Raw genomic sequence first — 14,107 nt, forward strand, 5'->3', positions numbered from 1 at the left:
CGGCCCGTGCGGGCTAGGCTGGCAGCACCACGACAGGGGAGCGCCATGCAGAGGGCGCTGAGAGTGCGGAACAGCCGCAGACCCTTGAACCTGCTCCGGTTAGCACCGGCGAAGGGAGTCATCATGAATTCTGCCGTCACCTCCACGACTCGTCCCACCCGCTACCGCACGATCGACCTCGTCACGATCGCGATGCTCGGCGTCGCCTTCGGCGTCGTCTTCTGGGGCTGGGGGAAGTTCTACGACGTCATCGACCTCGGTGCCGCGGTCGGCTTCAAGCCCGCGGCCGCCCTCCTGGGCGGCATGTGGCTCATCGCCGGCGTCGTCGGCGGCCTCATCGTCCGCAAGCCCGGCGCCGCGTTCGCCACCGAGTTCATCGCCGCGCTCGTGTCGATGCTGGTCCTGGGCGGCACGTCCTGGGGGAGCACCGTCCTGATCTCGGGCGTCGTGCAGGGGCTCGGCGCCGAGCTGATCTTCGCGCTGTTCCTCTACCGCCGCTTCGACCTGCTGACCGCGGTCCTGGGCGGCGCCCTGTCGGGCGTGCTCGAGGCGTTCTACGAGTGGAAGTACTACTTCCCCGACTGGGACCTGCAGTGGCGCCTGCTGCACCTGGGCTTCCTCGCCACCTCCGGCGTCGTCATCGCCGGCTTCGGCGGCTGGCTGCTCGTGCGGTCGCTGGCGAAGGCGGGCGCCCTGGATTCCTTCCCCTCCGGGCGGCCGTAGCGCGTGACGATCGCGTTCCGCGACTTCACCTGGACGCCCCTCCACGGGCGGCGGCCCGCCCTCGACCGGCTCGACCTGAGGATCGAGCGGGGCGAGCGGGTGCTGCTCGTCGGCCCCAGCGGCAGCGGCAAGTCCACGGCGCTCCACGCCGTCGCCGGTGCGCTGGGATCGACGCTCGTGGGGGACGCGTCCGGGTCGGTCGAGGTCGACGGGCGGATCGGCATGGTCACGCAGAACCCGTCGGCTTCGATCGTCGCCGACCGCGTCGGGCGCGACGTCGCGTTCGGTCCCGAGAACCTCGGCCTGCCGCGCGACGAGATCTGGCGGCGGGTCGACGCGGCGCTCGACGCCGTGGGGCTGCCGTACGACCGCGACCGCTTCACCAGTGCGCTGTCCGGCGGTGAGCGGCACCGGCTCGCGCTTGCCGGCGCACTGGCCACCGAGCCCGACCTGCTGCTCCTCGACGAGCCGACCTCGATGCTCGACCCCGCGCTGGTCGAGGTCGTCCGCGACGCCGTCCTGGCGGTCGTCGGCGACCGCTCGCTCGTGGTGGTCGAGCACCGCTTCGAGCCGTGGCTCGACCACGTCGACCGCGTGGTCGTGCTGGACGCCGGTCGCCTGGTCTTCGACGGCTCGGTCGCGCAGTTCCGCACCGCGGCCGTGCCGGACGCGCTGTGGATGCCCGGGCGCCCCGCCCCCGTTCCCCTGGAGGTCCCCGGCGAGCTGCTGGCTCCGGTGGAGCCTGCGCACGTGCGCGTCACCGACCTCGTCGTCGACCAGGTGACCCGGGGCCTGCGTGGCTCGGAGCGTACGCGCGCGGTCTCGGGGCTGACGCTCGCGCTCGAGCCGGCTACCCTCAGCGCGCTCGTCGGTCCGAGCGGCGCCGGGAAGTCCACGGCTCTGCTGGCCCTGGGCGGTCTCATCGAGCCGGTCTCGGGGGTCGTCGACGCGCCGCGCGGGCTGGGCTGGTGTCCCCAGGACCCCGAGCTCGGCTTCGTCGCCACCACGGTCCGCGACGAGCTGGAGGCCACGCCGCGCGCGCTCGGCCGCGCGGTCGACGTCGAGGCGCTGCTGGAGGCCGTCGGCCTCGCCGGGCGCGGCGACGACCACCCCTACCGGCTCTCAGGCGGCGAGCAGCGCAGGCTGGCACTGGCCGCCTCCGCGGCGCACCGTCCCGGACTGCTGCTCGCCGACGAGCCCACGGTGGGCCAGGACCGCGACGCCTGGGCGCTCGTGGCCGGCTGGCTCGGCTCGGCCGCGCGCCACGGCGTGACGGTCGCGGTCGCCACCCACGACCCCGACCTGCCGCGCGACCGCGAGGTCCTGCTGCGCGCCGGGGAGGTGGTGGCGTGACCGGCCTGCTCACGCGCCTCAACCCGCTGGTCCTGATCGGGATCGGCGTCGCGGCTGCCCTCGGCTCGCCCGCGATCCGCACGCTGCCGATCGCGGTGGTCGCGGTGTCGCTCTGGGTGCTCGCCGCAGTCCTCACGGTGCCGTCGTGGAAGTACCCGGCAGTCTGCCTGCTGCTCGTGCTGATCCCGATGGCGAGCGTCGCGTGGTCCACGTGGCTGCTGGGCGGTCGCGACGCCGAGGTCGCCCTCGTCGCCGGCCTGCGCACGTTCGTGCTGGCGTGGCCCGGAGCGGTGGCGGTGGGCTACGTCGACGTCGCGCGGCTGGGGGACTACCTGGCCCAGAGCCTCAAGGTGCCGGGGCGCTTCGCCGCCGCCCTGTCGGCGGCGCTCCAGCGGGTCAGCGGCTCGTGGCGCACGTGGCACGACCTGGAGCGGACGCGCCGGGCCCGGGGGCTCAAGGTGCGGCCGTGGTCGATGGCGTTCGCGCTGCTCGTGCACACGATCCGCGAGGCGACGCGCACGTCGATCGCGATGGACGCGCGCGGCTTCGCGACCGCGCACCGTCGCACGTGGGCCGAGGCCGCCACGTGGTCCCGTGCCGATGTCGGCGTCCTCGTCGGAGCCGTGATCCTGGCTCTCGTGCCGGCGGGGATGCGTCTCATGGGCCTCTGACGCACCACCGTTGAAAGGTGTCTTGCGTCACAGTGCAACTTCAGGTTACAGTCGTCGGCACTGCCCGCATAACGGGCGTTTACACCCACGACCGTGGACCTGAAGCGAGGAGAGCCCATGCGCCAGAGCGCCGCAGCTGCACGTCGAGGACTTCGGTTCGCGATCGCGACGGCGCTCGTGGGCGCAGGCGTCACCCAGGTCGCCCCGGCGGCCAGCGCGGCTCCCGCCGGCGTCGAGCGCGTGGGCTACGAGTGCCAAGCCACCAACCCGATCATCAACTCCACGCTCGAGGGTCACTACCAGTTCTACGTGACCGCCGAGACCGACCTTCCGGACAGCGTCCAGGCGGGGGCCACGGTGCCCGCCACCGACACCACGCTGAGCCTGATCCTCTCGCGTGACCTGGTCGACCACCTCTACACGAAGATGGAGGTCCGCCGGGTGCGCGGCACCTCGCGCTCCGACGTCGTCCTGCAGGCCGTGGCCCCGGGCGGCGAGGTCCTCGAGACCCGCAACGAGCCCGTCAGCGGACTCCAGGCCGACTGGGTGCAGATCCGGACGGGCGCCGAGCTCACGATCCCGGCCGCGGGCACGGTCGCCGCGATCGACGTGCCGTCGACGGCCGAGAACGGCCTCATCTACGTCCAGATGCCCAAGACCTTCTTCCTCGACTCGGTCATGGACCCGCCGGTGCTCGGCTCGGTCTCGGAGGCCGAGCTCAAGTGCGTCCGCCAGAGCGACAACGCCGCGGCCCGGGTGATCGGCACGATCCCGATCGGCGCCGGTTGCACCGCGGTCGAGTGCCCGCTCCCGCCCGCCGAGGATGACGGCGGTGGCGGTGGCGGCGGCGGTGGTGGAACCGGCGACGGCGAGGACCCCGAGGTCATCGAGCCCGTCACCCCCGACGAGGAGACCGCCGTCGACGACGACTACGCATTCGACGAGAACGGGTCCGGCGACGATGCCGCGGTCGCCTCCGCCTCGGCCGAGACCACGGCGCTGCCGGCCACCGGCTCCTCGTTCGGTCCGCTCCTGGGCGCCGCGCTCGCCGTACTGGTGGCGCTGCGGATCGGCCTCGCCGTGAGGCTGCGGCGCACCGGCCGCTGACCACCAGTTCCTCCAGGTACCCGCCCCGCGGGTTCCGTCCCCCTGTGAAGGAGCCCAGATGGGTGTCGAAGTTCGCGTCGAAGGGCTGACCAAGGCCTTCGGCAGCCAGACGATCTGGCGCGACGTCTCGCTGACGCTGCCCGCCGGGCAGATCAGCGTGATGCTGGGCCCCTCGGGCACGGGCAAGTCCGTCTTCCTCAAGGCCCTGATCGGCCTCATCAAGCCCGACGAGGGCCACATCCTCATCGAGGGCACCGACCTCGCCACGTGCAGCGAGCGCGACCTCTACGAGATCCGCAAGCTGTTCGGCGTGCTGTTCCAGGACGGCGCGATGTTCGGCTCGATGACCCTGTTCGACAACGTGGCCTTCCCGCTGCGCGAGCACACCCGCAAGAACGAGACCGAGATCCGCGACATCGTCATGGAGAAGATGTCGATGGTCGGCCTGGTCGGTGCCGAGACGAAGCTGCCCGGCGAGATCTCCGGCGGCATGCGCAAGCGCGCCGGTCTCGCCCGCGCGCTCGTGCTCGAGCCCGAGATCATCCTGTTCGACGAGCCCGACTCGGGCCTCGACCCGGTCCGCACCGCCTTCATCAACCAGCTGATGGTCGACCTGAACGCCCAGACCGAGGCCACCTTCCTCATCGTCACGCACGACATCAACACCGCGCGCACCGTGCCCGACAACATCGGCCTGCTCTACCACCGGCACCTGTCGATGTTCGGCCCGCGCGAGATGCTGCTCTCCAGCGAGGAGCCGGCCGTGCGCCAGTTCCTCAACGCCCAGACGGTCGGCCCGATCGGCATGAGCGAGGAGAAGGACGCCGACGAGCTCGCGGCCGAGGACCACAGCACCCTGCCGCCGCTGCCGCCGATCCCGCTGCAGCTGTTCCCGTCCGACGGCCGCCCCCGCGCCACCCAGGCCGAGCCGGGCGCATGGTGCGCGGCCCACGGCGTCGTGCCCCCGCCGGGCTCCTTCCTGAACGACGGCTCGGGCTTCTCGGCGCCGTCGCCCCAGTCGATCGGCGGTGCCCGATGAGCCTCGGCGAGCGCGTCACCGCGCCGTTGGCCACCGCGGGCCGGCTCTTCGCGTTCGGCGCCGACGTGCTGCTCGCCGTCTTCCAGCGTCCGTTCCAGCTGCGCGAGTTCATCCAGCAGGCGTGGTTCATCGCGTCGGTCACGATCATCCCGATCGCGCTCGTGGCGATCCCGTTCGGCGCCGTCGTGGCGCTGCAGACCGGCAGCCTCGTCCAGCAGTTCGGCGCGCAGTCGTTCGTCGGCTCGGCCGCGGTGCTCGCGGTGCTGCGCGAGGCCGCGCCGATCGCGACCGCGCTGCTCGTGGCCGGCGCCGGCGGCTCGGCCATCGCGGCCGACCTCGGCGCGCGCAAGATCCGCGAGGAGCTCGACGCGATGATGGTGCTGGGCATCGACCCGATCCAGCGTCTCGTCGTGCCGCGCGTGCTGGCCTGCATGCTCGTCGCGGTCTTCCTCAACGGGCTGGTCAGCGTGGTCGGCGTGCTGGGCGGCTACATCTTCAACGTGATGATGCAGGGCGGCACCCCCGGCGCCTACCTCGCGTCGTTCACCGCGCTCGCGCAGACGCCCGACCTCTACCAGGGCATGGCGAAGGCGCTCGTCTTCGGCCTCATCGCCGCGATCGTCTCCACCTACATGGGCATGCACGCCGACGGCGGCCCGCAGGGTGTCGGCCAAGCGGTCATGGAGTCGGTCGTCATCACCTTCCTGCTGCTCTTCCTGGCGAACTTCGTGATGAGCGCCCTGTACTTCCAGCTCGTCCCGGCGAAGGCGTTGTGACGTGGCCAGCCTGACGACCGCCGTGCGCCGCCCCCTGGGGATCCTCGACGACCTCGGCCTGCAGCTCGCGTTCTACCTGCGCACGATCGCGTGGATGCCGCGCGTCATCACGCGGTACCCGCGCGAGATCCTGCGGCTGCTGTCCGAGGTCACGTTCGGGCGCGGCTCGCTCGCCGTCATCGGCGGCACCGTCGGCGTCATCTTCACGATGTCGTTCTTCACCGGCGTCGAGGTCGGCATGCAGGGCCACAGCGCTCTCGAGCAGCTGGGCACCAGCGCGTTCGCGGGCTTCTTCTCGGCCTACTTCAACACCCGCGAGATCGCGCCGCTCGTGGCCGGCATCGCGCTGGCCGCCACGGTCGGCTGCGGGTTCACGGCCCAGCTCGGCGCGATGCGGATCTCCGAGGAGGTCGACGCGCTCGAGGTCATGGCGATTCCGTCATTGCCGTACCTGGTCACCACGCGCGTGCTGGCCGGCATGATCGCGATCATCCCGCTCTACATGGTGGGCCTGATGTCGTCCTACCTCGCCACGCGGCTCACGATCACCGCGATCTACGGGCAGAGCAGTGGCACGTACGACCACTACTTCGACCTGTTCCTGCCACCCGAGGACGTCCTCTGGTCGTTCTTCAAGGTGCTCGTGTTCGCCGTGCTGGTGATCCTCATCCACTGCTACTACGGCTACTACGCCAGCGGCGGCCCGGTGGGCGTCGGCGTGGCCGTGGGTCGCGCGGTGCGCACGTCGATCGTCGTCATCAACGTCGCCGACCTCATGATGTCGATGGCCATCTGGGGCACCACCACGACCGTCAGGCTGGCCGGCTGATGGCGCGCGTGTCCACCCTCGACCGCCCCGCCGTCGTCCGCAGCCTGGGCGTCGCCATGGTCGCGCTCATCGTCGGTTCGGTGCTGCTGACGTACGCGGTGTTCACGAAGGCGTTCTCCTCCGACATCCCCGTCCTGATCCGCAGCAACGGCGTCGGCCTGCAGCTCAACCCGAACGCCGACGTGAAGCTGCGCGGCGTGATCGTCGGCCGCGTCGACGAGATCACCTCCGAGGAGGGCCAGGCCGTCATCCACCTGCGCCTCGACGCCGACCAGCAGCAGGTCATCCCGTCCGACGTCCAGGCGTTCGTCGTGCCCAAGACCCTGTTCGGCGAGAAGTTCGTCGACCTCCAGCCCGTGGCGCAGTCGGCCGGCACCCCGATCCAGGCCGGCGACGAGATCACCCAGGCCGCGCTGCCGTCCGAGGTCGAGACCCTGCTGGCCGACCTCGACCCGCTGCTGACGGCGCTCAACCCCGAGGACCTCTCCTACGTCCTCACGGCGCTGTCCGACGCGCTGTCGGGCCAGGGCGAGAAGGTCGGCCAGACCCTCGAGACGCTGTCGGGCTACCTGCAGAAGATCACGCCGCTGGCGCCGAAGTTCGTCGAGGACGTCACGCTGCTCGGCGACACCGCGAAGACCTACGCCGACGTCATGCCCGAGATCGGCACCACGCTGCGCAACGCGGTGGTCACCGGCAACACGCTCACCGCACGTCGGGCCCAGCTCCAGACCCTCTTCGTCGAGACCGCCGCGTTCGCGACCTCGGCCGAGAAGCTGGCCCAGCGCTCGGGCGACGACTTCATCACGCTCTCGCGCGACTCCCGGCCCACCCTCGAGCTGCTGGCGCAGTACTCGCCCACGCTCGAGTGCGTCCTCAAGGGCATCGACCGTCTCAAGCCCGCGATCGACGGGGCGTTCCGCAACCACCGGGCGCACGCGTCGATCGAGTTCGCCCCGCGCTCCTCGCGTGACTACGAAGCCGACGACGCCTACGAGCTGCCCACGGCCGGGAAGTCCGGAGCGCTCGCGCCCAGCTGCGCCACGCTGCCGCGCACCGCCTACACGGCGAAGCGCCCCGCGCCCGGCATGAGCGACACCCTGCTGGAGCAGTTCGGCATCGGCGGCGACCTCGGCAAGCGCTCGCCGCTCGTCGCGCCCTCGGTCGCCAGCCCGGCCGGCACCGACGCCGAGGCCGAGCAGATCGACGCGATCGTCGCCACGGCCCTCGGCGTCGACCCCACTGACGTTCCCGACGTGGCCCGGCCGCTGTTCGGTCCCGTCCTGCGTGGAGCGGAGGTGACGCTCTGATGGCCCGCACCGGCATGGACCGCCAGACGGCCTCCGCGTTCGCGAAGCTCATGGCCTTCCTGGTCATCACCGGCCTGATGACCGCGCTGCTCGTCGCCGTCATCGGCAACACGTCGTTCGAGCGCACGGTCACCTACAAGGCGGTGTTCAGCGACGTGACGAGCCTCGTGAAGGGCGACGACGTGCGCATCGCCGGCGTGCGCGTCGGCAACGTCTCGGAGGTGAAGGTGCACTCCGGCACCAGCGCCGAGGTCACCTTCAGCGTCGACTCCGACATCGACCTGACGCAGTCCACCCAGGCCACGCTGCGCTACCGCAACATGATCGGTCAGCGCTACATCTCCCTCAGCGAGGGCGCCGACGGGGCGCCCGGGCGACTGAAGGAGGGCCAGACGATCGGGCTCGACCGCACCACGCCGGCGCTCGACCTGACCGACCTGTTCGGCGGCTTCAAGCCCCTGTTCGAGGCGCTGTCGCCGGAGGACACCAACCAGCTCGCCTACGAGCTGATCCAGGTGTTCCAGGGCGAGAGCGGCACCGTCGAGTCGCTGCTGTCGCACACCGCCTCGCTGACCCAGACCCTCGCCGACCGCGACGAGCTCATCGGCTCGGTCATCGAGAACCTCACGGTCGTGCTGACCTCGTTCAACGAGCGCGACACCGAGCTGTCCTCGGCGATCTCCACCCTCCAGCAGCTCATCACCGGCCTGAAGGACGACCGCGACGTGCTCACCGGCTCGCTCGACGACATCTCGGTGCTCACCGGCGAGACGGCCGGCCTGCTCGAGGACACGGGCCCCGCGATCACCGCCGACATCAAGGAGCTGCGCCAGCTCACCTCGAAGATCGGCACGAAGCAGGCGCGGCGCGATCTCGACCGCACGCTGCAGATCCTGCCGATCAAGATCGACCGGATCGGCCGCACGGGCCAGTACGGCTCGTTCTTCAACTTCTTCGTCTGCGACATCGGGGTCAACGGGAAGGTGCCGTCGTTGAACGGTGTCCCGGGATGGGAGCAGGCGCGTCCGTTCAAGACCACGAAGCGCGTCACCGTGACCGGAGCAGGGGTGAGTCGATGCCGCTGAAGGACATGAAGCCGATCCGCGAGCGCAACCCCGTGGTCGTGGGCGCGATCTCGCTGGCCATCATCGCCGCGATGCTGTTCGGCGCCAGCCAGGCCGCGAGTCTGCCCATCGTCGGCGGCGGCGCGAAGTACGCCGCGGAGTTCACCGAGGTCGGCGGCCTCAAGAAGGGCGACGACGTCCGCCTCGCCGGCGTGCGCGTCGGCGAGGTCTCCGACCTGCAGCTGCACGGCGACAAGGTGCGCGTCGTCTTCCGGGTGAAGTCCGACCGCGACCGGCTCGGCACGCAGACCGGCGCCTCGATCCGCATCAAGTCGCTGCTCGGCACGATGTACGTCAGCCTCGAGCCCGACGGCGCCGGCACCCTCGCGAAGGGCGCCGTCATCCCCGCCTCGCGCACGAAGGCTCCCTACGACATCGTCCAGGCGTTCTCGGGCCTCACCGAGACCACGCAGGAGGTCGACCAGGAGCAGCTGGCGCAGGCGCTCGAGACCATCAACGACGTCGCGTCCAAGACGCCCGAGGAGTTCCGCAGCGCCGTCACCGGCGTCACGGCCCTGTCGAACACGCTGGCCAAGCGCGACGGGGAGCTCGAGACGCTGCTGAAGAACGTCGACGGCATCTCGGCGGTGCTGGCCGACCGGAACACGGAGTTCGTCAAGCTCTTCGAGGACGGCTCGGTGCTGTTCGACGCCCTGAGCAGCCGCCGCGACGCGATCCACGCCGTGCTGGTCAACGTGACGCGCATGTCCAACGAGATCGAGACGCTCGTCACCGACACCCGCGGGGATCTCAAGCCCGCGCTCACGCGCCTGGCCGGGGTGGTCGACGTCCTGAGGAAGAACGAGAAGAACATCGACGCGGCGATCGACCAGCTGCCGGCCTACTACGCGATGGTCGCCAACAACGGCTCGAGCGGCCCGTGGCTGGACTCGTACATCTATAACCTGCTGAGCATCCTCGGCGTGCCGGGAGGGCTGTGAGCATGAGCGAGCGTCTCCGGAGTCTCTCCCGCCCCGCCGTCGCCATCGGCGCGGCCCTGCTGTGCCTGGTCCTGGTCGGCGCGGCCGCCGTCGCCGCGGTGACGCGATCGGGCACGAACACGGTCACGGTCGACTTCGACCGCACGGTGTCGCTCTACGAAGGCTCGAAGGTGCGCATCCTGGGCGTCGACGTGGGCACGGTCGAGAAGATCACGCCGCGCGGCCAGACCGTGCGGGCGCGGATCTCGTGGGACGCCGCGTACGACGTCCCCGCCGACGCGAAGGCGCTCATCGTGTCGCCGTCGGTGGTCGGCGACCGCTTCGTCCAGCTAGCGCCGGCCTACACCGGCGGCCCCACGCTGCGCGACGGCTCGCACCTCGACCAGTCGCGCACGGGCACGCCCACCGAGCTCGACGAGACGTTCGCCGCGCTGGACGACGTCGCCACCACGCTCGGCCCCGACGGGCTGAACGAGGACGGCGCCGTCAGCGAGCTCGTCTCCAGCACGGCCGACAGTCTCGACGGCAAGGGTGCCGAGATCCGCGAGAGCATCGAGGCGCTGGCGAAGCTGGGCACCACGGTCGACGGCACGAAGGACGAGTTCTTCACCTCGATCGAGCAGATCGAGCGGTTCGTCTCCGCGCTCGAGGCCAACGACTCCAGCGTGCGCCGCTTCAACTCCAGCCTCGAGGACGTCTCGGGCATCCTGGCCGCCGAGGGCGACGACCTCCAGCTCGCCGTGCGCGAGCTGGCCGGGGCCCTGCAGCAGGTCCAGGGCTACGTGGAGGAGAACCGCAGCGTCCTGCGCCGCAACGTCTCCGGGCTCAGCGACGTCACGAAGAACCTCGCCGAGCAGCGCAAGGACCTGGCGAAGATCCTCGACCAGGGTCCGAAGGCGCTGTCGAACCTCGCGATGGCCTACAACCCCACCACGGGCACCCTCGACGCCCGCGGCTCGATCAAGGGCTCCACCTCGCGCGGGATGACCGTCCTCACCGAGAGCTTCTACGTGTCGGCCTACTGCTCCCTGAGCACGCAGGAGGACGCGAAGTACAAGGAGGCCTGCGACGCCGTGGGCCAGCTCGTCGGCTTCCTCGCCGACCAGGCGAAGGCGACCGGCAGCGATGCCGACGCCGCCCCCGCGGCCCAGGCCCCGCCGGCCGGCTCCTCCACCGAGGAGTCCCTCTCCTACCTGATGGGGGTGGCGTGATGCGCACGATCCGGACCCGGGTCGCCCTCGTGGGCGTCGTGGGGTCGCTGGCCCTCGTCTCGGGCTGCGTCTCCAGCGTCGGTGACCTGCCGCTCCCGGGTGGAGCCGACCTCGGCGACGATCCCTACTCGGTCACGATCGAGTTCGCCGACGTGCTCGACCTCGTCCCGCAGAGCGCCGTCAAGGTCAACGACGTGTCGGTCGGCCGCGTCACGAAGGTCGAGCTCGACGGCTGGAAGGCGAAGGTCACGGTCAAGGTCAACGGAGACGTCGTGCTGCCCGACCAGGCCGTCGCGTCGATCCGCCAGACCTCGATCCTCGGCGAGAAGTTCGTGTCCCTCGCGCCCCCGGAGGAGGGTGGTGGCGAGGTCGGACGCCTCGGCGACGGCGACCTGATCCCGCTGGCGCGCACCGGCAACGCGCCCGAGATCGAGGCCGTGCTGGCGTCGGTCTCGCTCGTGCTCAACGGCGGTGCGCTCGGCAAGGCCCAGGTCATCAGCCGCGAGCTGGGCACCGCGTTCAAGGGCCGCGAGTCGGACATGCGCACCTTGGTGCGTCGACTCGACGAGTTCCTCGAGGTCGCCGACGACTCGCGCGAGGACATCGTGGCCGCGATCGAGCAGATCGACCGGCTCGCGAAGAGCACGAACGAGCAGAAGCAGGCGATCGACGCCGCACTCGACGACCTGCCGGCCGCGCTCACCACGGTCAACCAGCAGCGGGCCAACCTCGTCAAGATGCTCGACGCGCTGTCCGAGCTCGGCGCCGTGGGAACGGACGTGATCGTCAAGAGCAAGACCGCGGTCACGGCCGACCTGCGCGCGCTCGCGCCGATCCTGGACAACCTCGGCTCGGCCGGCGACGCGCTCATCACCTCGCTCGAGGTGCTGCCCACCTTCCCGTTCCCGGACTCGCTGCTCGGTGAGACGCCGCAGGAGGCGAAGAAGTACCAGATGGGCGACTTCCTCAACGTGTCGCTGGACTTCAACACCGACTTCTCGACCACGGTCGGGCTGATGACCGACGCCGAGCGGCAGGCGCTGAAGGAAGCCCTGCGCGAGGACGACGTGTCGGGCGTGCTGGCGAAGTCGGTGGTGGCGCCGTGATCACCCGCAAGGTCCGCGTGCAGCTCGCGCTCTTCCTCGCCGGCACCCTCGTGCTGATGACCTACATCGGCGCGAACTACGCGCACGTCGACCGCCTGTTCGGCAGCGGCTACAAGGTCACGGTGCAGATGGCCGAGTCCGGCGGCATCTTCACGACCGCCGACGTCACCTATCGGGGCGTGAGCGTCGGTCGGGTCACCGACATGTGGCTCGACGGCGACGGCGTGAAGGTCGAGGTCCGGATCGACGGCGACGCGCCCGAGATCCCCGCTGACTCCGACATCGTCGTGGCCAACCGCTCGGCCGTCGGCGAGCAGTTCCTCGACTTCCAGCCGCGCACCGACCGAGGCCCCTTCCTCGAGGCCGACGACGTGATCGCGCGCGAGCGCACGCAGGTGCCGATCGACACCCGCACCCTGCTCACGAACGTCAGCGCGCTGCTGTCCTCGGTGGACGCCGACGACCTCAGCACGGTCATCACCGAGCTCGGCACGGCGTTCGAGGGCTCCTCGCAGGACCTCAGCACGATCATCGACACGTCCAGCTCGTTCATCACCGAGGCCGACCAGAAGTACGAGGTCACCGCGGCGCTGATCCGCAGCTCCAACACCGTGCTGCGCACGCAGGTGGACTCCCAGAGCGACATCCGGGCGTTCGCGCGGAACCTGAGCCGGCTCACCACGGCCGTGCGCAGCTCCGACGCCGACCTGCGCACCGTGATCGACTCCGGCGCACCGGCGGCGAAGTCCCTGCGCGCCCTGATCGACGAGAACGCCGACGACATCGCCGCGCTGCTCGACGACGCCATCACCGTGAACAAGGTCGTGGCCACCCGGCTCGACGGAGTCCGCGGCGTGCTGGTGATCGCGCCGTACGGCATCGAGAGCGCGTACTCGATCATCACGAAGGACTCGCGCACGGGCCAGTACGCGGCCCGGCTGAGCCTGTCGCTGCAGCCCGCGAACGAGCCCTGCCTGCCGGGCTACAAGCCCGACGCCCGCCAGCGCACGCCCTACGACCGCACGGTCGAGAAGTGGAACCGCTCGTGGACGTGCTCGAAGGCCACGCCGCGCGGCGGCAAGTCCGGGGGAGGGGGCGCCACGTCGTCCTCGTCCTCCTCGGAATCCGGCGCCGGCACGGTGCTCGGCACGTACGATGTGGCGACGCGGACGCTCGCGTCGAACGACGAGGCCGCGACGATCCCGCAGGCCCTCGATCTCGGTGAGGAGTCCTGGAAGTGGATGATGCTCGGTCCGGCGGTCGCCCGGTGAGTCGCGGTCGCCTCGTGACGGCGGCCCTCGTGGTGGTGGCTCTCGTCGCCGTGGCGGCGGGTGCTTGGCTGCTGGCGCGGGGTCCGCAGGTCCCGGCGTCGGCCGACACGGCCGCGCGCCAGGACGTCCGCGCCGCCACCGAGCGGTTCGCGACCTCGATCAACACCTACGACGTGGCCGACCTCGACCCCTACGTCGAGAAGGTCACGCCGCTGCTCACCGACGACCTCGCCGAGCAGTTCGAGCTCTCCACGCAGGACCTGCTGTCGCGGTTCGCCGACACGAAGATCGTCTCGAAGGGCAAGGTCGAGCAGGTCGCGATCGACAGCATCGACGGGGACAGCGCCGAGGCGCTGGCCGCCATCACGGTCACCACCGAGCCCGAGAGCGTGCAGTACGGCCAGCCCCGTCTGCGCTGGCGCGTCTCGCTCGTCCGCGAGGGCGACACGTGGCTCGTCGACAACTTCGCCAACGTCGCGGTCGAGACCGCGCCCACCGAGGCGCCCGAGTCGCAGGAGGAGGGCCGATGACCCGCCCGTCCCGTCGCACCGTGCTGGTCGCCCTCGCCGTCGTGGCGGTGGTGTTCGCCCTCGTGTCCGTCCTCGTCGTGCGGCGGGGGGGGGGGGGGGGGGGGAGGGGGAGAGAA

At 70.9% G+C, this 14,107-nt stretch carries 14 protein-coding genes and 1 riboswitch; all 14 genes read left to right on the top strand.

What is annotated here, in order from left to right; translation table 11 throughout:
* Window positions 1-24: 24 nt before the first annotated feature.
* Window positions 25-134, top strand: a riboswitch (TPP riboswitch).
* The 14 genes from ACGWYL_RS07250 to ACGWYL_RS07315 all read left to right on the top strand — a co-directional run bounded on the left by ACGWYL_RS07250 (window position 124) and on the right by ACGWYL_RS07315 (window position 13,991).
* On the top strand, window positions 124-723 hold the full coding sequence (locus ACGWYL_RS07250) for an ECF transporter S component (protein ID WP_179426870.1): 600 nt from the start codon (window positions 124-126) through the stop codon (window positions 721-723). It overlaps the preceding riboswitch by 11 nt.
* Window positions 724-726: 3 nt before the next feature.
* Complete coding sequence (locus ACGWYL_RS07255; RefSeq protein WP_395486817.1) at window positions 727-2,076, top strand: ABC transporter ATP-binding protein; 1,350 nt, start codon at window positions 727-729, stop codon at window positions 2,074-2,076.
* Complete coding sequence (locus ACGWYL_RS07260; protein ID WP_179426860.1) at window positions 2,073-2,747, top strand: energy-coupling factor transporter transmembrane protein EcfT; 675 nt, start codon at window positions 2,073-2,075, stop codon at window positions 2,745-2,747. Before ACGWYL_RS07255 ends, ACGWYL_RS07260 begins: the two co-directional genes overlap by 4 nt.
* A 117-nt stretch (window positions 2,748-2,864) precedes the next feature.
* The gene (locus ACGWYL_RS07265) at window positions 2,865-3,854 is read left to right on the top strand and encodes a DUF6801 domain-containing protein (protein WP_395486818.1); all 990 of its coding nucleotides are present in this window, start codon (window positions 2,865-2,867) and stop codon (window positions 3,852-3,854) included.
* 58 nt (window positions 3,855-3,912) lie between these two features.
* Window positions 3,913-4,893 (top strand): ABC transporter ATP-binding protein, encoded by a 981-nt coding sequence (locus ACGWYL_RS07270; RefSeq protein ID WP_179426856.1) that lies wholly within the window; start codon window positions 3,913-3,915, stop codon window positions 4,891-4,893.
* Window positions 4,890-5,669, top strand: coding sequence for an ABC transporter permease (locus ACGWYL_RS07275; protein WP_179426854.1), 780 nt, complete (start codon window positions 4,890-4,892; stop codon window positions 5,667-5,669). Before ACGWYL_RS07270 ends, ACGWYL_RS07275 begins: the two co-directional genes overlap by 4 nt.
* Window position 5,670: 1 nt before the next feature.
* Window positions 5,671-6,498, top strand: coding sequence for an ABC transporter permease (locus tag ACGWYL_RS07280; protein WP_179426852.1), 828 nt, complete (start codon window positions 5,671-5,673; stop codon window positions 6,496-6,498).
* Window positions 6,498-7,808 (top strand): MCE family protein, encoded by a 1,311-nt coding sequence (locus ACGWYL_RS07285; protein ID WP_395486819.1) that lies wholly within the window; start codon window positions 6,498-6,500, stop codon window positions 7,806-7,808. Before ACGWYL_RS07280 ends, ACGWYL_RS07285 begins: the two co-directional genes overlap by 1 nt.
* A complete protein-coding gene (locus tag ACGWYL_RS07290) occupies window positions 7,808-8,893 on the top strand; it encodes an MCE family protein (RefSeq protein WP_395486820.1) in 1,086 nt (361 codons plus the stop codon). The genes ACGWYL_RS07285 and ACGWYL_RS07290 overlap by 1 nt, the downstream gene beginning before the upstream one ends.
* Entirely contained in the window at window positions 8,884-9,873 is a 990-nt protein-coding gene (locus ACGWYL_RS07295; RefSeq protein ID WP_395486821.1) for an MCE family protein, read from the top strand. Before ACGWYL_RS07290 ends, ACGWYL_RS07295 begins: the two co-directional genes overlap by 10 nt.
* A gap of 2 nt (window positions 9,874-9,875) precedes the next feature.
* Window positions 9,876-11,084 carry an MCE family protein gene (locus tag ACGWYL_RS07300; RefSeq protein ID WP_395486822.1) on the top strand — a complete coding sequence of 403 codons (1,209 nt, stop codon included), beginning with the start codon at window positions 9,876-9,878 and terminating at the stop codon, window positions 11,082-11,084.
* Window positions 11,084-12,190: an MCE family protein gene (locus tag ACGWYL_RS07305; protein WP_179426842.1), complete on the top strand. Its 1,107-nt coding sequence runs from the start codon at window positions 11,084-11,086 to the stop codon at window positions 12,188-12,190. The genes ACGWYL_RS07300 and ACGWYL_RS07305 overlap by 1 nt, the downstream gene beginning before the upstream one ends.
* Window positions 12,187-13,461 (top strand): MCE family protein, encoded by a 1,275-nt coding sequence (locus tag ACGWYL_RS07310; protein ID WP_395486823.1) that lies wholly within the window; start codon window positions 12,187-12,189, stop codon window positions 13,459-13,461. The genes ACGWYL_RS07305 and ACGWYL_RS07310 overlap by 4 nt, the downstream gene beginning before the upstream one ends.
* The gene (locus ACGWYL_RS07315; RefSeq protein ID WP_395486824.1) at window positions 13,458-13,991 is read left to right on the top strand and encodes a hypothetical protein; all 534 of its coding nucleotides are present in this window, start codon (window positions 13,458-13,460) and stop codon (window positions 13,989-13,991) included. The genes ACGWYL_RS07310 and ACGWYL_RS07315 overlap by 4 nt, the downstream gene beginning before the upstream one ends.
* Window positions 13,992-14,107 lie beyond the last annotated feature (116 nt).

The organism is Aeromicrobium sp. JJY06 (assembly GCF_044069275.1).
Lineage (GTDB): Bacteria > Actinomycetota > Actinomycetes > Propionibacteriales > Nocardioidaceae > Aeromicrobium > Aeromicrobium tamlense.